The following is a 19,815-nucleotide window of genomic DNA, read 5'->3' on the forward strand; positions in this document are numbered from 1 at the left end:
TGCTGCACTCTCCACCCCCGATGTCTGTGACGTCCCGTTACTGGAGCAACCTCGGGAAACTGGGCGGACGTCGAGGAGCGCGTCAAGATCACGTCCCGACGGGCCGTGAATCAGGCAGTTGCGGCGACCCGCCCGGAACCACGTCGGTTGCGGGCGGTGCCGATCACGCGGCAGATCATGTAGATGACGAACGCGATCGTCGTGATGAACGCCGAGACCGGCACGCCCGGCGCCAGCGCGAGCAGGATGCCGCCGACCGCCGAGATCTCCGCGAAGACCACAGACAGCACCGTGGCGGCGAGCGGCCCGCTGACCACCCGGGCCGCCGCGGCGGCCGGGGTGATGAGCAGTGCCATCACCAGCAGCGCGCCGACGATCTGCACACCGAGTGCGGCGGTGACACCGACGAGCACCGCGAACACGATCGACAATGCGCGCACCGGGACGCCGCGTGCAGCCGCGACCTCCGGGTCGGTGCTGGCGAACAGTAGCGGACGGTAGATCACCAGCAGCGTGAGGATCACGACGGCAGCGCACGCGGCGAGCAGGGCGATGCCGGTACCGCCGGGCGCCACGATCTGACCGGTGAGCAGCGAGAAGGCGGCACCGGTGCGTCCGTCGTAGGCCCACAGCAGCAGGACGGCGAGACCGAGTCCGAAGGCCATCACCACGCCGATGACGGAGTCGCGTTCGCGGGCACGTGTCCCCAGGACCCCGAAGAGGATCGCGGCGATCACGGCACCCGCGACCGCACCGATCCCGACGGAGACCCCGATGATGAGCGCCGCCGCGGCACCGGTGAGCGACAGTTCGGAGGTGCCGTGGACGGAGAACGCCATCTGACGGCTGATGATCAGCGGGCCGATCACGCCGGCGAGCAGACCGAGGATCGCACCGGCGACGAGCGCCTGCTGCACGAAGTCGTACTGCAGGAGTTCGACGGTGGTCTCCACGTCGAACATCCGCCCGAGGGCGTCGGTGAACTTGCTGCTCATTCGTGATCCTCGTGATCGTGGTGGACGCCTTCCCCGGGGCGCAGTCCGCCGGCGCTGCCGAGCGCGTCGATGGCGTCGCCGGTGCCGACGACCACCAGGCGGCCGCGCATCTCGAGCACTTCGACGTCGGTGCGGTAGAGCTCGGAAAGCACCTGCGAGGTCATCACCTCGGCGGGGGTGCCGATGCGGAACTGGCCGTCGACGAGGTACAGCACGCGATCCACCAGCGGCAGGATCGGATTGATCTCATGGGTGACGAACAGGACGGAGGTGTCGTGGTCGCGGCGGCGGCGGTCGATGAGCGCCGACACCAGGTGCTGGTTGGCGAGATCGAGACTGAGCAGCGGCTCGTCGCACAGGAGTACGCGCGGATCTCCCACGAGCGCCTGCGCGATACGCAGCCGCTGCTGCTCACCACCGGAGAGCGTGCCGATCGGGGCTCCGGCATAGGTCTCTGCGCCGACCTGAGCGATCGCGTCGTCGACCGCGACGCGGCGCCGCCGGCGCGCGCGCAGGCCGGTGCCCCAGCGATGTCCGTCCATGCCGAGGCCTACGAGATCGCGTCCCCGCAGCGGGACGCCCTCGTCGAGAGACTTCTGCTGCGGCACGTATCCGACGTGCGAGTTCCCGGTCCGGACGGCCTGCCCGGCGATGGTCGCGGTTCCGGAGGTGAGCGGGAGCTGGCCGAGCAGCACCTTGAGCAGCGACGTCTTGCCGGCACCGTTCGGTCCGAGCACCGCCAGGAACTCGCCGGGTTCGACGACGAGGTCGAGTCCGTCCCAGAGGACCCGATCGCCGAATGCCAGCCGGGCATCGCGGAGTTCGACTGTGGGCGTGCGGTCGGATGGAGGAGGTGTCACCGGAGTCCGTGTTCTCGATCGGATGGTCAGGAGGCGGTCTCGAGCGCGGCGGCGAGGGTCTCGGCCGTCCGGGCCTGCCACTGAATGTAGTCGACACCTTCGGGCAGGGTTTCGAAAACCTCGACCACGGGGACGCCCGACGACTCTGCTGCCGTGCGCATCTCGCGGCTGATCCGGTCCTCGGTCTGCGGGTTGTAGATCAGGACGCGAACCTGCTTGTCGACCAACAACTGCCGTGTCGCCGCGATCGCCGCCGGGGACGGATCGGTGCCGTTCTCGATGGCGTTGGTGAAATCCGGGGGAGTGATGTCGTCGAGCGTCGCGGCCGAGACGAGGTAGTGGCCGATCGTCTCGGTCTGGGCGACGGGTGCGTCGCCGTGTGTGTCGGCGAGCTTGTCGACAACATCCGCGACGTAGTGCAGGTTCTCGTGGAAGCCCGCGGCGTTGGCCTCGTAGACGGCGGCGCCGTCGGGGTCGAGTTCGGCGAGCTGCTCGGCGACGGCGTGCGCGACGGCGTCGGCGGTCGCGAGGTCGTACCAGACGTGCTCGTTGATGCCGCCGTGGTCGTGACCCTCGTGCGAGTGCCCGTCGCCGGTGTCGGACACCTCACCGCTCTCGTGCGAGTGGTCCTCGGAAACGGTTGTCTCCGAGTCGCTCTCGATGGCGTCGTCGGTGCCGTCCTCGTCGCCGTGATCGTGTCCGGCGTGCAGATCCGAGTACGCGCCGGATTCGAACAGGGCGAAGGCCTCCACGACTGCAGGCTTGTCCCCGGTGGCGCCGAGGATGTCGTCGACGAAGTGGTCGTAGCCACCGCCGTTGTAGACGACGAGCGAGGCGTCGGAGATCGCCGCGGCGTCGAGGGGGCTGGCCTCGTAGGAGTGCGGGTCGGCGTTCGGTTCGGTGATGAGCGAGCGGACCTCGATGCGGTCTCCGGCCACCGCCTGCGCGATCGACCCCCACACGTTCGTGGAGGCGACGACGCTGATCTCGTCGTCGTCGGCGCCGGAGGTATCGGTGCCGCACGCGGCGAGGGCGGTCGCGCAGGCTACGGCGGCGGCTGCGAGGGCCGTGCGGGAGGACAGTCGCACAGTTCTTCTCCTGAGGATCGGCGGTCTTCGACGAACGGGGTCCGGAACGACCGAGCGACCGACCCAAACGTTATTGGTAACCGTTACCGTTCCACTTTAGCGGACGACACCGAGCCCTCCTACCATCCCTGGGTGGTCGTGACCATGGACACAGGACTACGGTCCTCTCATGTCCAGGTCTCGTCAGCCGCGCCGACAGGCGACCCTGGCGTCGATTGCCGCCGAGTTGAAGATCTCCCGCACCACGGTCTCGAACGCGTACAACCGCCCCGACCAGTTGTCCGCCGAGCTACGCGAACGTGTCCTCGAAGTCGCCAAACGACGCGGATATGCCGGCCCGGATCCGATGGCGCGGTCGCTGCGCACCCGCAAGGCAGGAGCCGTGGGGGTCCTGCTCACCGAAGCGTTGAGCTATTCCTTCCGGGATCCCGCCGCCATGAGTTTCCTGTCGGGACTGTCCGAGGCCTGCGAAGCGGCCGGACAGGGACTACTGCTCATCCCCGCCGGACCGGGCCGGACCGACGACGAGGCCGCACAGGTCGTGCACCGCTCGTCCGTCGACGGCTTCGTCGTCTACTCGGTCCCCGCCGAGGACCCCTATCTCGCTGCCGTGCTCGAACGGCACCTGCCGATCGTCGCGTGCGACCAGCCGCGCGGGCTCGAGAACACCCCGGTGGTGGGCATCGACGACCGGCGGGCGATGCGCGATCTCGCCGCCCACCTCATCGAACTCGGCCACCGCCAGATCGGCATGTTGTCGATGCGCCTCGGCCGCGAACGGCACGACGGGGTCGTCGACCTGTCGACCCTCGAATCCGGCGCCTTCCACGTGCAGCGCGAACGCATCCGCGGCGTCCAGGACGCCATGAGCGCCGCAGGGCTGGCCCCCGAATCGCTCACCGTCGTCGAGCGCTACACCCACACCGCGGAGGACGGCCTGTCCGCCGCGGCGCAGATCATGCGCATGAACCCGCGGATCACCGCGCTCGTGTGCACCACCGACGTGCTCGCGCTCGGCGCTCTCGCCTGGGCCAATCAGATGGGTCTCGACGTGCCCGGCCACCTGTCGATCACCGGCTTCGACGGCATCGACGAAGCGATCCGCGAAGGCCTCACGACCGTGCGGCAACCGCAGAAGGACAAGGGGCGGCGCGCAGGCGAACTGCTCCTCGCCGCCCCCTCGCACTCCGGTGTGCCCGCGCTCGAGACCCTGGGGACCCAGCTGTGGTTCGGTGCCACCTCGGGTCGGGTCGAGAGCGAGTGGTACGCCGAGTGACCGAGCGGCCCCGCTCGTAGCTCAGTGCTGCCGGTCGCCCGTGGCCTTCGCGCCCGACAGCAGCTGGGCGCAGCGCAGCAGACCGATGTGACTGTACGCCTGCGGGTGGTTGCCCAGCGCACGCTCCGCGACGGGGTCGTACTCCTCGCTGAGCAGCCCGGTCGGTCCGGCCGCCGCGACCAGCTGCGCGAACAGCGCCTCGGCGTCGTTGCGCTGCCCGACCAGCAGGTAGGCCGCGACCAGCCACGCCGCGCACAGGTGGAAGCCGCCTTCGGCGCCCGGCAGGCCGTCGTCGCTGTGATAGCGGTAGACGGTCGCGCCGCTGCGCAACTCCCGTTCGGTGGCCTGCACGGTCGCCCGGAACCGCTCGTCCTGCGGGTCGACGAGTCCGGTGAGGCCGATGAACAGGGTGGCCGCGTCGAGATCGGTGCCGTCGTAGGCCGAGGTGAACGACTGGACCTCGTCGTTCCAGCCCTTCTCGGTGACCTCCTCGGCGATCTCGTCGCGCAGCGCCGCCCAGCCCTCGCCGGCGGTCCGGCCGAACTTCTCGGCGAGCGTCAGTGCCCGGTCGACGGTCAGCCACCCCATGACCTTCGAGTACACATGGTGGCGGGGTGCGTGGCGGATCTCCCAGATGCCGTGGTCCGGTTCGAACCAGCGCCGTTCGACCGCGGTGACCATCGAGCAGACGAGCTCCCAGTCCCGGTCGGTGAGGGCACGGTCGTGGGACACGCCGCGCGACTCGCGGCTGTGCGCGAGGTCGGCGATCAGGTCGACGATCGGGCCGAAGACGTCGAGTTGCACCTGCTGGTTCGCCGCGTTGCCGACCCGCACGGGCCTCGAACCGGCGTATCCGGGAAGCGAGTCGATCACGGCCTCGGGCGGCAGCGGTCCGCCGGCGAGCGTGTACAGCGGGTGCAGACGTTCGGGGCCCGGCACGGTCTCGAGGACGCGGTGGACCCAGTCGAGATAGTTCTCGGCCTCCTCGAGGGATCCGACCCGCACGAGCGCCTGCGCCGTGAGCGCGGCGTCGCGCAGCCAGCAGTAGCGGTAGTCCCAGTTGCGGACACCGCCGATCTCCTCGGGGAGCGAGGTGGTCGCCGCGGCGAGGATCGAGCCCGTCGGACCGTGGACCAGCCCCCGCAGGGTGAGCGCCGAACGCTTCATGAGATCGGGCTTGAGCGGCGGCAGCTCGAGCTGGGACGCCCACGTGTGCCAGTAGGCCTCGGACTGTGCCCGACGCTCGACCTCCGGCACCGGGTGCTCATCGAGATCGTCGGTGCCGCACCGGAGTTCGAGGATGATGTCGTTCTCGGTGGGGTCGACCACGGCGTGGGCCGTCTGGTGCACGCCGTCCGTGGTGATGTCCCACCGCACGCCGGGGGAGCGCAGGACGTAGGGCTCGTTGAAGCCCATGACGCGGATGCCGTCGTCCTCGACCTCGAGGGTGACCTGTCCCTGTCCGAACTCCGGTCGCGGGGCGAAGGTCACCACCGCGCTCGCGCGCCCGGTGATCACGCGCGTGAGGTCGGTACGGCCGGCCTCGGCGTCGTGCGGGAGGTAGTCGATCACCGCGAGCGACGCCCACCGGGTCACCACCGTCATCGTCGAGTCGACGTAGCGCTGGCTGAGCGGCAGTGCCTGGCGGGTCGGGCCGATGGTGAAGTGACCGGCTGCGTCACCGCCGAGGAGATGGGCGAACACCGCCGCGGAATCGGGTTCGGGGTGGCACAGCCAGGTGATCGTGCCGTCGGGGGTGACGAGTGCCTTCGAGCGGGGGCTCGCGAGCATGGTCAGGCGTTCGATCGGCGCGACGTGGGCGCCGGACAACCAGGTGCGACGTTCCTCGAGCAGGAACGCGAGTGCGGCGATGACCTCTTCGCTGGTGCGGACGCGGTACTCGGCGGCGGTGTCGCCGTCGCCGATCTTCACCCCGACGTCCGGGCCCTGCAGCGAACGGAAGGCCTTCTCGTCGGTCACGTCGTCGCCGAAGAAGACCGCCGCGCTGGCGGCTTCCTGGTGGCGGATGACGTCGAGCGCCTTGCCCTTGTCGGTGGGCACCACGGACAACTCGATGACTGCCTTGCCCTCGGTGACCTGCACACCGGGCCGGAGTGCGAGGCCGCTGCGCACGAGATCGAGGGCCTGCTCGGCATCGGCGGGAGAGGCATTGCGCACGTGCAGCGCGGCGCTCGCGGGCTTGGCCTCCACCTGCACGCCGTCGAACCGGGATGCCACCGAGTGCAGTCCCTCGACGATCGTGGCGAGGAGGTCCCTCGCGTCGGGATCGATCTCGTGGACGAATCCGATGTCGAACTCGGAGCCGTGGCTGCCGACGAGTTTGACCTCGACCGGCAAACGCGACAGAGCGGCGAGATCCTTGAGAGCGCGTCCCGAGATGACGGCAGCGGCCGTCGACGGCAGAGCGGCGAGGCCCCGCAGCGCCCGCACCGCATCGTCGTGCGGGTAGGCCTTCTCGGGATCGCTCACGATGGGGGAGATGGTGCCGTCGTAGTCGGTCGCCACGAGCAGGCGGGGCGTCCGCGCGACAGCCACCAGAGCACGTCGAAGGTCAATCGGAAGATCGTGGGCACTCACCTGCTCCACGTTAGGTCAGAGTGGGGCACGAATCCGACCCGGTGGGTATTGCGACCACGTGTTTCCGGTTACAGGAAGCGGCGGATCGGACGTCGGGCTTCCGGCGCGAGCGCCGCGGGGCTTCGGGCGCGAGCGCCGCGGGGCTTCCGGCGCGAGCGCCGCGGGGCTTCCGGCGCGAGCGCCGCGGGGCTTCGGACGAGCGCCGTCAGGCTTCCGACGCGACCGTCTTCGGCACGCGCGAGCCGTCGCCGAGCAGCAGCTCCACCGTCAGTTCGAGCCGGCGGGCGACATCGGTGGCCGACGAACGGCGCGTGAGCCAGGCGACGAGATTCGACAGCCACACGTCGCTGATGACGCGTGCGATGGCGAGTTCTTCCTCGGTGGGCTCGCCGTCGTTCATGGCCCGTGCGAACAGTCGGTCCATGAGGGTGCCCACCTGGTCGACCTCGGCGGCGGCGGAAGCGTCGGCGAACATGAACGCCCGTGTCATGGCCTCGGTGAGCAGGGGATCGCGCTGCATGGCCTTGGTGATCAGGCCCAGGATGAGGTGCATGCGCTCGAGGGGGCTGTGGCCGGGTGGGATCCGGCCCTTGCCTTCGATGCGGGCGAATTCACGGCCGAGGGCGGAGACCAGCAGGTGGACCTTGGACGGGAAGTATCGGTAGAGGGTGCCGACCGCGACGTCCGCGCGTTCTGCCACCGCCCGCATCTGCACGGCCTCGTAACCACCCTTCGACGCGAGCGCCAGGGTGGCGTCGAGAATCCGCTTGCGCCGTTCCTTCTGGGCATTGGAACTGAGATCGTCCTCGGTGAGGGCGGTCAGAGTTCCGTGTCCGTTGGCACGGGAGCGGGACGGGGTGGCCATAGATTCGTTTCCTCACGCCTTGACTCTGAATCGGTGCCATATTAGAACACGTTCTAGCAATGATGTCATTCGGAAGGGCGGAAACCGCTGTGAGTATCGCCACGACCGAGGAGCAGCGGGCCGTTCAGGCATCTGTCCAGGCCTGGTCACGTGCCGTAGACCCCATGTCGACGATACGTCGCGCAAGCGACGCGACGTGGCGCGACGGCTGGTCCTCCCTCGCAGAACTCGGAGTCTTCGGCGTCGCCGTCCCGGAGGAGGCGGGCGGCCTCGGCGCGACCACCGTGGACCTGGCCGTCATGCTCGAGCAGGCCGCCTACGAACTCGCACCGGGCCCGATCCTGACCACCGTCGTGGCCGCCCTCGTGTTCGGCCGTGCCGGTGAGACCGTCGCCAAGACGACGGAACGGCTCGCCGAGGGTGAGGTCCCCACCGCGCTCGCTCTCGACTCGGCCGTGACCGCGGAGCCGGCGGGTGACGGAGTCCTGCTGCGCGGTGAGGCCGGACCGGCCGTGGGTGCCGAAGCCGGGGTCGCCGTGCTCGTCCGTGTCGCGGGTGAAGGTGATCCGGCCGTCGAGAGCTGGGCGCTCGTCGAGGCCGATGATCCGGGTCTGCACGTCGAACCGCTCGAGACCATCGACGCCTCCCGCGCGGTGGCCCGCGTCCGCCTCGACGACGCGACGGTCCCGGTCGATCGGGTCGCGACCGTCCCGGCCGGCTTCGTGCGCGACCTGACCGCCGGCCTCGCCGCCGCGGAGCTGGCCGGTCTCGCCGGCTGGGCGCTGACCACCGCCGTCGAGTACGCGAAGATCCGCGAACAGTTCGGAAAACCGATCGGTTCGTTCCAGGCCGTCAAACATATCTGCGCCGAAATGCTGTGCCGCACCGAGAAGATCCGGGCCGTGGCCTGGGATGCGGCGGTCACCGTCGACGCGCAGCCCGACGAACTGCCGATCGCGGCGGCGGCCGCCGCAGCGATCGCACTCGATGCCGCGGTGCAGACCGCCAAGGACGCGATCCAGGTGCTCGGCGGCATCGGGTTCACATGGGAACACGACGCACACTTCTATCTCCGCCGTGCGGTCGCCACCCGCCAGGTGCTCGGCGGTTCCACCGCGTGGCGCTCGCGGCTGACGACCCTGGTCCGCGACGGCGCGCGCCGTCACCTCGGTATCGACCTGTCCGATCACGAGGAGGAACGCGCACGGATCCGCGCGGAGGTCGAGAAGATTACCGCCGCACCCGAATCCGAGCGCCGTGTCGCCCTCGCCGAATCGGGCCTGCTCGCGCCGCACTGGCCGCCGCCCTACGGTCGCGGAGCCGGCGCCGCCGAACAGCTCGTCGTCCAGGAGGAGCTCGCCGCCGCCGGCATCGAACGTCCCGACCTCGTGATCGGCTGGTGGGCGATTCCGACCGTCCTCGCACACGGAACACTCGAGCAGATCGAGCGTTTCGTGATGCCCACCCTGCGCGGCGATGTGGTCTGGTGTCAGCTGTTCTCCGAACCCGGCGCCGGCTCGGACCTCGCGGCGCTGCGCACGAGTGCCGAGAAGGCCGACGGCGGATGGGTGCTGCGCGGGCAGAAGGTGTGGACCTCGCTCGCACAGCAGGCGGACTGGGCGATCTGTCTCGCCCGCACCGACCGCGACGTCCCCAAGCACAAGGGCATCACCTACTTCCTCGTCGACATGAAGTCGGCGGGCATCACGATCTCGCCGCTGCGCGAGATCACCGGCGACGCGTTGTTCAACGAGGTCTTCCTCGATTCGGTCTTCGTGCCGGACGACTGCGTGGTGGGCAATCTCGGCGACGGCTGGAAGCTGGCCCGCACGACCCTCGCCAACGAACGCGTCGCAATGGGGGGCAAATCGTCGCTGGGGCCGCGCATCGAGGAACTGCTCGAACTGTCGACCCCCGGCGATCCCGTCGCCGAGGACCGCATCGCGACGCAGATCGGGGAGGCGACGGTCGGTTCGCTCCTCGATCTGCGGGCGACCCTCGCGCAGCTCGAAGGGCAGGATCCGGGCGCCGCGTCCAGCGTCCGCAAGCTCATCGGTGTGCGGCAGCGGCAGGACACCGCCGAGCTCGCCATGGATCTCGCGGGCGAGGCCGGCTGGGTGGAAGGTCCGCTCACCCGGGAGTTCCTCAACACCCGGTGCCTGACGATCGCCGGCGGAACCGAGCAGATCCTGCTCACCGTGGCGGCCGAGCGGCTCCTGGGCCTGCCGCGCGATTGAGCGGTCCTTCCGCAGGGCGCCGGGGAGTGCTACAACTAGAACACGTTCTATTCGAAGGTGGGTGACGGTGGACTTCGCACGTGACGAGACACAGGAGGAAATCGCCGGTGTGGCGGCCGGTCTCCTGAAACGCGGCCTCACCGACGACGCGTTGTGGGCCGGGCTGGCCGACGCCGACCTGCTCTCGCTCGCTCTGCCGGAGCGTCTCGGCGGGTCGGGCCTCGGGCTCGGCGAGGTCGCCACCGTGCTCACCGAGATCGGACGCGGAGCCGCGCAGACCCCGGCCCTGGCCACCCTCGGCCTGGGCGTGCTGCCGATCCTCGCGCTCGCCTCCGAACAGCAACAGGACGACCTGCTCGCCGGCGTCGCCGAAGGAGCCGTGCTCACGGCCGCGCTCGGCGAACCGGGGCGCGCCTTCCCGGAGCAACCGGCCGCCACGGCGGTCGCCACCGACGGGGGCCACGCGGTCACCGGTTCGTTCGTCGCCGTGCCCTACGCCGATCGGGCACGCGTGGTGCTGCTGCCCACCGACGCAGGCGTGGTCGCGGTGGCTCCCGACGCCGTGGGCATGACCCTGCGTTCGAGCCCCACCTCGACCGGCTCTCCCGAGTTCTCGGTGCGCGCCGACGGTGCCGTGGGTGTCCTGCTCGCCGACGGTGCCGTGGGTGTCCTGCTCGCCGAATCCGGCACCGACGCTGTGGCGATGCTCCACCGGATCGCGCTCGCCGCCGTGGCGGCCTTCGCCGACGGACTGCTCTCCGGGGCAACCGAACTCACGGCGAAGCACGTCAGCGAGCGGCACCAGTTCGGCAAGCCGCTCGCGACCTTCCAGGCCGTCGCACAGCAGATCGCCGACGTCTACGTCACCGCCCGCACCCTGCACGTCGCGGCGCTGTCGTCGGTCTGGCGCCTGGCCGAAGGTCTCGACGCCGCGGACGATCTCGACATCACCGCCTACTGGATCGCCGCCGAACTGCCGCCGGCCATGCGGGTGCTGCACCACCTGCACGGCGGCGTGGGTGTGGACGAGACCTATCCGCTGCACAAGTACTCGTCGACCGCCAAGGACCTCGCCCGGTTGCTCGGCGGCGCCTCGTACCGACTCGACCTCGTGGGGGCCCGGTGTTCATCGATCTGACCGACGACCAGCGCGCACTGCAAGCCGAACTGCGGCGCTACTTCAGCAGCCTCGTCTCACCCGAGGAGGCTGCGATCATGCGCACGGAGCGGCACGGCCCCACCTATCGCGAGGTCGTGCGTCGCATGGGCAAGGACGGTTGGCTCGGCGTGGGCTGGCCCGTCGAGTTCGGCGGCCGCGGCTTCGGCGACGTGGAACAGCAGATCTTCGCCAACGAGGCCGTCCGCGCCGACGTGCCGTTGCCGAGCGTCACCCTGCAGACCGTCGGCCCGACCCTGCAGGTCTACGGGACCGACGAACAGAAGCGAAAGTTCCTGCCCGCCATCCTCGCCGGCGAGGTGCACTTCGCCATCGGCTACTCCGAACCCGAGGCCGGTACCGACCTCGCCGCCCTGCGCACCACCGCCGTCCGCGACGGCGACCACTACATCGTCAACGGACAGAAGATCTTCACCACCGGCGGGCACGACGCCGACTACATCTGGCTCGCCGTCCGCACCGGCCCCGCCGACTCGCGTCACCGCGGCATCTCCGTGCTCATCGTCGACACCAAGGATCCCGGCGTCAGCTGGACGCCGATCATCACGTGCGACGGTGCCCACCACGTCAACGCCACCTACTACAGCGACGTACGCGTTCCCGTCGAGATGCTCGTCGGCGAGGAGAACAAGGGCTGGAAGCTCATCACCACCCAACTCAACCACGAACGCGTCATGCTCGGCCCGGCCGGTCGCGTCGCCGGCATCTACGACCGGCTCGTCGAATGGGTCCGCGCCCACGAACTCCGGGACCGCCCCGAGGTGCGACGCGCACTCGGCGAGATCCACGCGACCTGGCGACTCAACGAACTGCTCAACTGGCAGGTCGCGGCGAGCAGCAACGACGCCGTCGACATCGCCGATGCCTCGGCGACCAAGGTGTTCGCCACCGAGCGGATCCAGCGCGTCGGGCGCCTCGCCGAGGAGATCGTCGGTGCCTTCGGCGATCCGGCCGACGACGACACCGCCGATCTGCTCCGCTGGCTCGACATGATGGCCAAACGCAATGTCGTCATCACCTTCGGCGGTGGGGTCAACGAGGTGATGCGCGAACTGATCGCCACCGCCGGTCTGGGCATGCCGCGGGTCCCGCGGTGAGGCAGGAGAATTCGGTGACACGAGATTCGGTGACACAAGGTTCGGTGACACGAGATGCTCGGGGGAGGATCCCCGAGGAGATCCGGCAGGCGGCCGAGAAGGTCCGCGGCGACGGCCCGTCCGCGCCGCGACCCGGCCGCGATCCGGTGAACATGCCGATGATCCGCAACTGGCTCGAGGCGATCGGCGACGACAACCCGATCTACACCGACGAGACCGCGGCGATCGCAGCCGGTCACGGTGGTCTCGTGGCCCCGCCCGCGATGGCGCAGGTGTGGACGATGCGCGGCCTCGGCGCCGAACGCGAGAAGGACGACCCGCTCGGCCGGATGACGCAGATCTTCGACGACGCCGGCTACACCTCGGTGGTCGCCACCAACTGCGACCAGATCTACCACCGCTACCTGCGCCACGGCGAGCAGGTGACGATCGAATCCACCCTCGAGGACGTCGTCGGCCCGAAGCGGACCGGGCTCGGAGAGGGATGGTTCTTCACCACCCGCAACCTGTGGAAGGTCGGCGACGAGGTCGTCGCCGAGATGCTCTTCCGCATCCTGAAGTTCGCACCGCCGTCGAAGGACGAGCGCGCGGAGACGTCGGAAGACCGGCCCACATCCGCGGTACCCGACGATCTCGACCCCACGCGGATGCTCCGCCCGTCCGTCTCCCGCGACACGCAATTCTTCTGGGACGGCGTGGCCACCCACGAACTGCGCATCCAGCGACGCCCCGACGGCACCCTGCAGCACCCACCCGTCCCGGCGCTCTGGCTCGACAAGTCGGAAACCACCGACTACGTCGTATCCTCCGGTCGCGGAACGGTGTTCAGCTTCGTCGTCCACCACGCTCCCAAGGTGCCGGGGCGGCAGGTGCCCTTCGTCGTCGCGCTCGTCGAACTCGACGAGGGTGTCCGGATGCTCGGTGAACTCCGCGACGTCGACCCTGGACAGGTACGCATCGGGATGCCGGTCGAGGTCACCTTCCTCGACTTCCCCGGCGACGACGAGACCGGCGGGCAGCCGTGGACGCTGTACGCCTGGAAGCCCCTCGAGGAGGACGTGTGAGCACCCCGACCGTCACGACGGGCGAGAGCCTGCCCTCCCTCGAGATCCACGCCGATCCCACCTTCATCGTGTCGACGGCCCTGGCCACACGCGACTTCCAGGACGTGCACCACGACCGCGACAAGGCACAGCAGCGCGGATCGAAGGACATCTTCGTCAACATCCTCACCGACACCGGCCTCGTGCAGCGCTACGTCACCGACTGGGCCGGCCCCCGCGCGGTGGTGAAGTCGATCTCGCTGAGACTGGGTGTGCCCTGGTACGCCTACGACACCCTGACCCTCTCGGGCACCGTCGCGTCCGTCGAGGACGGACTGGTCACCGTCGACATCACCGGCACCAACAGTCTGGGCAAACACATCACGGCCACAGCCACTTTCGTGATCGGAGGCACCACATGAGCGGCCTGTCGGGTGCAGCGGCGATCGTCGGCATCGGCGCGACCGACTTCTCGAAGGACTCCGGCCGCAGCGAACTCCGCCTCGCGGCCGAAGCGGTGTGCGCCGCCCTCGACGACGCGGGACTGACCCCGGCCGACGTCGACGGTCTGGTCTCGTTCACGATGGACACCAACACCGAAGTGGCCGTGGCCCGTTCGGTGGGGATTCCGCACCTGAAGTTCTTCTCCCGCATCCACTACGGCGGCGGTGCGGCGTGCGCGACGGTGCAGCAGGCGGCGATGGCCGTCGCGACCGGCGTGGCCGACGTGGTGGTCGCGTACCGGGCGTTCAACGAGCGGTCCGGCGCGCGGTACGGGCAGGTCAACACTGCCCTTGCCGCGCAGGTGAATTCGTCGGGTACCGACAACGCGTTCTCCTACCCGCACGGGCTGAGCACACCGGCCTCGTTCGTCGCGATGGTCGCGCAACGCTACATGCACGTCTCCGGTGCGACGAGCGCCGACTTCGGCGCCGTGGCGGTCGCGGATCGGGCGCACGCCGCCACGAATCCGAAGGCGTTCTTCCACGGCAAGCCGATCACGCTCGAGGACCACCAGAACTCGCGGTGGATCGCCGAGCCGCTGCACCTGCTCGACTGCTGCCAGGAATCGGACGGCGGCGTCGCGATCGTCGTCACCAGCGCCGAGCGGGCGAAGGACCTGAAGCAGACCCCGGCGATGATCGCGGCCGCGGCGCAGGGGAGCGGACCCGATCAGTACATCATGACCAGCTACTACCGGGACGGGCTCACAGGCCTGCCGGAGATGGGCATCGTCGGCGACCAGTTGTGGGAGCAGGCGGGCATCGGGCCGCAGGACATCGCCACGGCCGTGCTCTACGACCACTTCACCCCGTACGTGCTCATGCAACTCGAAGAACTCGGTTTCTGCGGCCGCGGTGAGGCCAAGGACTTCGTCGCCGACGGCATCCAGGTGGGCGGACGGCTACCGATCAACACGCACGGCGGTCAGCTGGGCGAGGCCTACATCCACGGCATGAACGGCATCGCGGAGGGCGTACGGCAGATCCGCGGCACGGCCGTCAACCAGGTCGACGACGTCGACCACGTCCTGGTCACGGCAGGAACAGGAGTTCCGACCTCAGGGCTGGTGCTGTCGCGGTCCTGACGCCGTTTCCCTCCCAGGGGACCGCAGGCCTGCCTACTATGAAGGCCCACACTCCGGTGATATCCCCGTGGGAGGACCCATGTCGGTCACGGACGGACATGTCGTGCATCCGACTCGCGAACAGCGGGTCCAGAACGGTCTCGCCGCTCGGAGGGGCACTCCCGTCGAGTCGCTGGCCGATCTCGGGGAGTCGTCCCGGGATCCGATCGCGTTGCTCGAGAGTCAGGCGCAGTCGCGCGTCCCCCAGCTCGTTCCGGTCCGGTACGGCCGCATGGCGACGTCGGCGTTCGCGTTCTTCCGCGGTGCTGCACTGGTGATGGCCGACGATCTGTCGCGCACATCCGACAGTGGTCTGCACACACAGCTGTGCGGCGACGCCCACGCGAGCAATTTCGGCCTGTTCGCGACTCCGGAACGGAGAACGGCCTTCGACGTCAACGACTTCGACGAAACCTATCCGGGGCCGTTCGAATGGGACGTCAAGCGCCTGGTCGCAAGCCTCGAGATCGCCGGTCGCGACAACGGGTTCACCGCGAAGGAACGCCGGAAGATCACCCGGGCATGTGCCGCAGAGTACCGCGAGACGATCTGTAGGCAAGCGCAACTCGGAAATCTGGCCGTGCGGTACTCCCACCTCGATCCCACGACCGAGATAGCGGAGTTGGGCGGCCTGCTGGATGCGAAGATGGGAAAACGCACGCGGAAAGCGCTCGACAAGGCCTCGCGCCGCGACAGCCTCCAGGCACTGGAGAAGCTGACCACCATCATCGACGGTCACCGCCGGATCATCAGCGATCCGCCGCTCATCGTGCCCGTCGAAGAGGTCTTCGCCGACCTCGACGCCGAGGCGATCTACGACGAGTTGTACGGCCGTGTCCGTTCGTACCGGGCGACACTACAGTGGGACCGCCGAGTCCTCCTCGAACAGTTCGAACTGGTCCAGGCCGCGCGGAAGGTCGTCGGAGTGGGCAGTGTCGGCACGCGGGCGTGGATCCTCCTGCTGCGCGGTGCGGACGACGACGATCCGTTGTTCCTGCAGGCGAAGGAGGCCCAGCGTTCGGTGCTGTCGTACTACGTCGACGGTCCGACCTTCCGGAACGAGGGCGAACGGGTTGTCAACGGTCAGCGGCTGATGCAGTCGGCGAGCGACATCTTCCTCGGCTGGCAGCAGGGCGCCGGGGCCGACGGGGTGAACCGGGATTTCTATATCCGTCAGCTCCGCGACGGCAAGGGTTCGGCGGTGATCGAGGAGATGGTGCCCAAGGGCCTGAAGCTCTACGGCCGACTCTGCGGCCGAGTCCTCGCCTTCGCCCATGCGCGGGCCGGCGACCGGATCGCACTGGCGGCCTATCTCGGCACGGACGAGGAGTTCGACGAGGCGGTCTCGTCGTTCGCGGTGGCCTACGCGGACCGCAACGAACGCGACCTGCAGGCGCTGCACGACGCCATCGAACAGGGACGGGTGAAGGCCCGGACCGGGCTCTGATCCCCGTCTGATTCGTGCCTGCTCCCCGGGCATGTCCGCTGTCCGGGAATCACCCATCCGTCCTTTCGCTCGGCGCGGTACAAGGGAGGCGATCACGCGCCGACGGAAGGACGTCATGATGGGTTTCGAGGGCAGGGTCGCATTCGTGACGGGAGCGGCGCGGGGCCAAGGACGCTCGCACGCCGTCGCATTCGCCGAGGCAGGCGCCGACGTGGTCGTCTGCGACCGGTGTTCCGACTCACCGGTGGTGGGATATCCGCTGGCGACCGAGGAGGACCTCGCGGAGACGGTGCAACTCGTCGAGGCGACCGGTCGCCGCGCCGTCTCTGCGACACTCGACACCGCCGACCGTCCGGCGATGGACGCGCTGGTGGCTCGTGCCCACGCCGAACTCGGGCGGATCGACATCGCGGTCGCCAATGCCGGGGTGTCGGTCGCGGCACCGGTGTACCGCATGCCGCAGGAGATGTGGGACGAAGCGATCGCGTCCAATCTCACCGGGGTGTTCAACACCGTCGCCGCGGTCACGCCGGGGATGATCGAACGCGGCTACGGTCGTATCGTCACGGTGTCGTCGATGCTCGGCCGAGCGGGCAACACCAACATGGCCGCGTATGCAGCGTCGAAGTGGGGCGTGATCGGCCTGACGAAGAGCGCGGCCCTGGACCTCGCGCAGAACGGCATCACCGTCAACGCCGTCGCCCCGGGCAACATCTCCACGCCGATGATCCACAACGACGCGCTCTACGGGATGCTGCGGCCCGACCTCGAACATCCGACCGCCGACGATGTCGCTCCGGTGTTCACCTCCCTGCACGCACAACCGGTGCCGTGGCTCGACCCGGCCGAGGTCACCCGTGCGGTTCTGTTCTTCGCCGACGAGGCGTCCGCACACATCTCCGGCACCGTGCTGCCGATCGACGCCGGCAACGCCGCCCGGGTGACGGGCTGAGCGATCCTCCCGGCGGAGCGATGAGAAAACCCGTCGAACCGTGTCGGTCTCTTCGTGCACACTGTGCTCACCACCACAGTCAGGGGAGAAACTGATGGCCGACGCCATAGTTGCAGAAGGACTGATCAAGACATACGGGCAGCTCAGAGCGCTCGACGGGGTAGATCTGCGAGTGCCGGAGGGGACGGTCACCGCGCTCCTCGGGCCCAATGGGGCCGGAAAGACCACCACGGTGCGGGTGTTGACGACACTGCTCGTCCCCGATGCCGGTCGCGCCGAAGTGGCGGGATACGACGTCCTCACCGAGGCGCGAAAGCTCCGCTCCAGGATCGGAGCATCGGGGCAGTACGCGGCGGTCGACGAATATCTCACAGGCTTCGAGAACCTCGAGATGGTCGGCCGGCTGTACCACCTCGGCGCCAAACGCAGTCGCCTCCGGGCACGCGAGTTGCTCGAACAGTTCGATCTCGAAGAAGCGGGCGATCGCCCGGTCAAGGGTTATTCGGGCGGTATGCGACGCCGCCTCGACCTCGCCGGTGCGCTCGTCGCCGATCCTCCGGTGCTGTTCCTCGACGAACCCACGACGGGTCTCGATCCGCGGGCCCGCCTCGGGTTGTGGGACGTCATCGACACCCTCGTGCAACGCGGCACGACGCTGCTGCTGACGACGCAGTACATGGACGAGGCCGAACGCCTCGCCGACGACATCGTCGTGATCGATCGGGGCACGGTCATCGCCCGCGGCACGGCCGACGAGCTCAAGAGCCGCGTCGGTGGCGAACGCATCGAACTCGCCGTGACCGACACCGATCAGCGCGACCGCGCGGTTCGCGAGCTCGAATCGGTGGCGTCCGGGGAGGTCAGGGTCGAGCGCAGTACCGGCCGCATCACCGTGCCGGTCAGCGGCGACTCGGGCGGCGGAACCGACGGGCTCGTGACGGCGCTCGGGAAGCTGTCGGCCGCGGGCATCCGGGTCTCCGACGTCGCACTGCGGAAACCGACCCTCGACGACGTGTTCCTCACGCTCACCGGTCGCGGCACGGACGAGAAGGTCGAGGAGGCGGTGTCGTGAACACACTCGAGATGGTCGCATCCGACGGCCTGACCATTGCCAAGCGCAACATGATCAAGATCAAGCGTGTGCCGGATCTGCTGGTCTTCACGACGCTGTCGCCGATCATGTTCGTGCTGCTCTTCGCATACGTCTTCGGCAGCGCGATCGACGTTCCCGGCGTCTCGTACCGGGAGTTCCTCATCGCAGGCATCTTCACCCAGACGGTCATCTTCGGATCCACCTGGACGGGCCTCGGGATGGTCGAAGACCTGCAGAAGGGCATCATCGACCGGTTCCGGTCGCTGCCGATGGCCCCGTCCGCGGTGCTCATCGGACGCACCAGCACCGACGTGCTGATCAATGTGCTCAGCCTCGTGGTGATGTCGTTGACCGGTCTTCTCGTGGGGTGGCGGATCAACACCTCGGTCGGTGAGGCGCTCGCCGGCTACCTGTTGCTGTTGTTGTTCGCCTACGCCCTGTCGTGGGTGATGGCCGTGATCGGCATGTGGATCCGCACGCCCGAGGTCTTCAACAACGCGAGCTTCATGGTGATCTTCCCGCTGTCGTTCATCGCCAACACGTTCGTCGACCCGTCGTCGATGCCGACGGTGCTGCGCGTCATCGCCGAGTGGAATCCCATCTCGGCCGTCACGCAGGCGGTCCGCGAACTGTTCGGCAACACCAATCCCATGGTGCCGCCCCCCGACGTGTGGCCCCTGCAGAATCCGGTCCTCGCGTCGCTGATGTGGACAGCGTTGATGCTGATCGTGTTCGTGCCGTTCGCGATCCGCAGGTACCAGAAGGCCGTCAGCCGCTGACCGTCGGCGTCCGGCCGGCGGGTGGGTTCATCCCGGGTAGGGCGCGTACTGGCGCTGACGCAACAGCGTCGCCAGGTGCACGGCGTTGCGGGCGACGGATTCGGTGGTCGAGCGCACCGCTTCGGGGATCTCGTCGAGATCCTTGAAGTCGGTGCCCGACATCGCCTCGCCGTTCCAGTAGGTCGAGCCCTGCGCAGGGATCGAGAAACCGATGTCGTTGAGGCTCTGGAACAGGTCGGCGACGATCTTGTGCGCGCCGTCCTCGTTGCCGACGACTGCGGCGATCCCGACCTTGCCCACCATGCGTGGACGGTTCTCGTCGTCGGTGTTCGACAGTTCGGCATCGAGCCGCTCGAGGACGCGCTGGGCGACGCTCGACATGTGTCCCACCCAGGTCGGTGTGGCGACGAGCAGGATGTCGGCCGAGACGATGCGCTCGACGATCTCCGGCCATTGATCCCCATCGCCCATGTCGGCTTCGACACCGGGCTTGACGTCGAAGTCGACGACCCGGACGGTTTCGACGCTGACGTCGTGCTTCGACAGTGCGTCGAACACGTGCGCCACCATCTTGTCGGTGCTGGACTCGGCGGGGGACGGCTTGAGCGTGCAGTTCAGGGCCACGGCGTGCAGTGCTGTCATGTGCCCGGGATACCCGAGTTACACCACGACAATCACCTA

The 19,815-nt window shown here is 68.8% G+C and carries 17 protein-coding genes; 11 read left to right on the top strand and 6 right to left on the bottom strand.

Features of this window, described 5'->3' with window-relative positions; genetic code table 11:
* Positions 1–110: 110 nt before the first annotated feature.
* Genes BO226_RS23730 through BO226_RS23740 form a run of 3 tightly spaced genes read right to left on the bottom strand, consistent with a single transcriptional unit; the run spans position 111 to position 2,943 of the window.
* Positions 111–995, bottom strand: a complete 885-nt coding sequence (locus BO226_RS23730; RefSeq protein ID WP_006550474.1) for a metal ABC transporter permease — start codon at positions 993–995, stop codon at positions 111–113.
* The gene (locus tag BO226_RS23735) at positions 992–1,855 is read right to left on the bottom strand and encodes a metal ABC transporter ATP-binding protein (protein ID WP_071936213.1); all 864 of its coding nucleotides are present in this window, start codon (positions 1,853–1,855) and stop codon (positions 992–994) included. The genes BO226_RS23730 and BO226_RS23735 overlap by 4 nt, the downstream gene beginning before the upstream one ends.
* 26 nt (positions 1,856–1,881) lie before the next feature.
* Entirely contained in the window at positions 1,882–2,943 is a 1,062-nt protein-coding gene (locus BO226_RS23740) for a metal ABC transporter solute-binding protein, Zn/Mn family (protein WP_071936214.1), read from the bottom strand.
* A gap of 169 nt (positions 2,944–3,112) precedes the next feature.
* On the opposite strand from BO226_RS23740, the gene BO226_RS23745 reads away from it, so the two are divergent.
* Positions 3,113–4,219, top strand: coding sequence for a LacI family DNA-binding transcriptional regulator (locus BO226_RS23745; protein ID WP_071936215.1), 1,107 nt, complete (start codon positions 3,113–3,115; stop codon positions 4,217–4,219).
* A 21-nt stretch (positions 4,220–4,240) separates the two neighbouring features.
* Here BO226_RS23745 and otsB read toward each other — a convergent pair whose 3' ends face one another.
* On the bottom strand, positions 4,241–6,817 hold the full coding sequence (gene otsB, locus BO226_RS23750) for a trehalose-phosphatase (RefSeq protein WP_071936549.1): 2,577 nt from the start codon (positions 6,815–6,817) through the stop codon (positions 4,241–4,243).
* A gap of 205 nt (positions 6,818–7,022) precedes the next feature.
* A complete protein-coding gene (gene kstR, locus BO226_RS23755) occupies positions 7,023–7,682 on the bottom strand; it encodes a cholesterol catabolism transcriptional regulator KstR (protein ID WP_006550468.1) in 660 nt (219 codons plus the stop codon).
* Positions 7,683–7,771: 89 nt separating this feature from the next.
* Here kstR and BO226_RS23760 point away from each other — a divergent pair, with 89 nt between their 5' ends.
* From BO226_RS23760 to BO226_RS23805, 10 genes are all read left to right on the top strand, one after another.
* Positions 7,772–9,919, top strand: coding sequence for an acyl-CoA dehydrogenase (locus BO226_RS23760; protein WP_071936216.1), 2,148 nt, complete (start codon positions 7,772–7,774; stop codon positions 9,917–9,919).
* 67 nt (positions 9,920–9,986) lie between these two features.
* A complete protein-coding gene (locus BO226_RS23765; RefSeq protein ID WP_071936217.1) occupies positions 9,987–11,057 on the top strand; it encodes an acyl-CoA dehydrogenase family protein in 1,071 nt (356 codons plus the stop codon).
* Positions 11,042–12,193, top strand: coding sequence for an acyl-CoA dehydrogenase family protein (locus tag BO226_RS23770; RefSeq protein ID WP_071936218.1), 1,152 nt, complete (start codon positions 11,042–11,044; stop codon positions 12,191–12,193). Before BO226_RS23765 ends, BO226_RS23770 begins: the two co-directional genes overlap by 16 nt.
* 44 nt (positions 12,194–12,237) lie before the next feature.
* Positions 12,238–13,257 carry a bifunctional MaoC family dehydratase N-terminal/OB-fold nucleic acid binding domain-containing protein gene (locus BO226_RS23775; RefSeq protein WP_071936219.1) on the top strand — a complete coding sequence of 340 codons (1,020 nt, stop codon included), beginning with the start codon at positions 12,238–12,240 and terminating at the stop codon, positions 13,255–13,257.
* Positions 13,254–13,658: a MaoC family dehydratase gene (locus BO226_RS23780; RefSeq protein WP_071936220.1), complete on the top strand. Its 405-nt coding sequence runs from the start codon at positions 13,254–13,256 to the stop codon at positions 13,656–13,658. Before BO226_RS23775 ends, BO226_RS23780 begins: the two co-directional genes overlap by 4 nt.
* On the top strand, positions 13,655–14,824 hold the full coding sequence (locus BO226_RS23785; RefSeq protein WP_064256762.1) for a lipid-transfer protein: 1,170 nt from the start codon (positions 13,655–13,657) through the stop codon (positions 14,822–14,824). Before BO226_RS23780 ends, BO226_RS23785 begins: the two co-directional genes overlap by 4 nt.
* A gap of 79 nt (positions 14,825–14,903) precedes the next feature.
* Positions 14,904–16,310 carry a DUF2252 domain-containing protein gene (locus BO226_RS23790; RefSeq protein ID WP_064256763.1) on the top strand — a complete coding sequence of 469 codons (1,407 nt, stop codon included), beginning with the start codon at positions 14,904–14,906 and terminating at the stop codon, positions 16,308–16,310.
* 115 nt (positions 16,311–16,425) lie between these two features.
* Positions 16,426–17,262, top strand: a complete 837-nt coding sequence (locus BO226_RS23795) for a mycofactocin-coupled SDR family oxidoreductase (protein ID WP_197481867.1) — start codon at positions 16,426–16,428, stop codon at positions 17,260–17,262.
* Positions 17,263–17,356: 94 nt separating this feature from the next.
* Positions 17,357–18,334 (top strand): ATP-binding cassette domain-containing protein, encoded by a 978-nt coding sequence (locus BO226_RS23800; protein WP_071936221.1) that lies wholly within the window; start codon positions 17,357–17,359, stop codon positions 18,332–18,334.
* 11 nt (positions 18,335–18,345) lie between these two features.
* Positions 18,346–19,134, top strand: a complete 789-nt coding sequence (locus BO226_RS23805) for an ABC transporter permease (protein ID WP_170318477.1) — start codon at positions 18,346–18,348, stop codon at positions 19,132–19,134.
* 27 nt (positions 19,135–19,161) lie between these two features.
* Here the strand turns inward: BO226_RS23805 and BO226_RS23810 are convergent, their stop codons facing one another.
* Positions 19,162–19,776 (bottom strand): flavodoxin family protein, encoded by a 615-nt coding sequence (locus BO226_RS23810; protein WP_019290163.1) that lies wholly within the window; start codon positions 19,774–19,776, stop codon positions 19,162–19,164.
* Positions 19,777–19,815 lie beyond the last annotated feature (39 nt).

The organism is Rhodococcus sp. 2G (assembly GCF_001886355.1).
In the GTDB taxonomy this organism is placed as follows: Bacteria; Actinomycetota; Actinomycetes; order Mycobacteriales; family Mycobacteriaceae; genus Rhodococcus; species Rhodococcus pyridinivorans.

What these genes read in the sequence shown, in the direction of transcription:
- BO226_RS23730 (WP_006550474.1), bottom strand. Translation starts at nt 995, where the DNA reads ATGAGCAGCAAGTTCACCGACGCCCTCGGGCGGATGTTCGACGTGGAG.
- BO226_RS23745 (WP_071936215.1), top strand. Translation starts at nt 3,113, where the DNA reads ATGTCCAGGTCTCGTCAGCCGCGCCGACAGGCGACCCTGGCGTCGATT.
- kstR (WP_006550468.1), bottom strand. Translation starts at nt 7,682, where the DNA reads ATGGCCACCCCGTCCCGCTCCCGTGCCAACGGACACGGAACTCTGACC.
- BO226_RS23785 (WP_064256762.1), top strand. Translation starts at nt 13,655, where the DNA reads ATGAGCGGCCTGTCGGGTGCAGCGGCGATCGTCGGCATCGGCGCGACC.
- BO226_RS23790 (WP_064256763.1), top strand. Translation starts at nt 14,904, where the DNA reads ATGTCGGTCACGGACGGACATGTCGTGCATCCGACTCGCGAACAGCGG.
- BO226_RS23795 (WP_197481867.1), top strand. Translation starts at nt 16,426, where the DNA reads ATGATGGGTTTCGAGGGCAGGGTCGCATTCGTGACGGGAGCGGCGCGG.
- BO226_RS23800 (WP_071936221.1), top strand. Translation starts at nt 17,357, where the DNA reads ATGGCCGACGCCATAGTTGCAGAAGGACTGATCAAGACATACGGGCAG.
- BO226_RS23805 (WP_170318477.1), top strand. Translation starts at nt 18,346, where the DNA reads ATGGTCGCATCCGACGGCCTGACCATTGCCAAGCGCAACATGATCAAG.
- BO226_RS23810 (WP_019290163.1), bottom strand. Translation starts at nt 19,776, where the DNA reads ATGACAGCACTGCACGCCGTGGCCCTGAACTGCACGCTCAAGCCGTCC.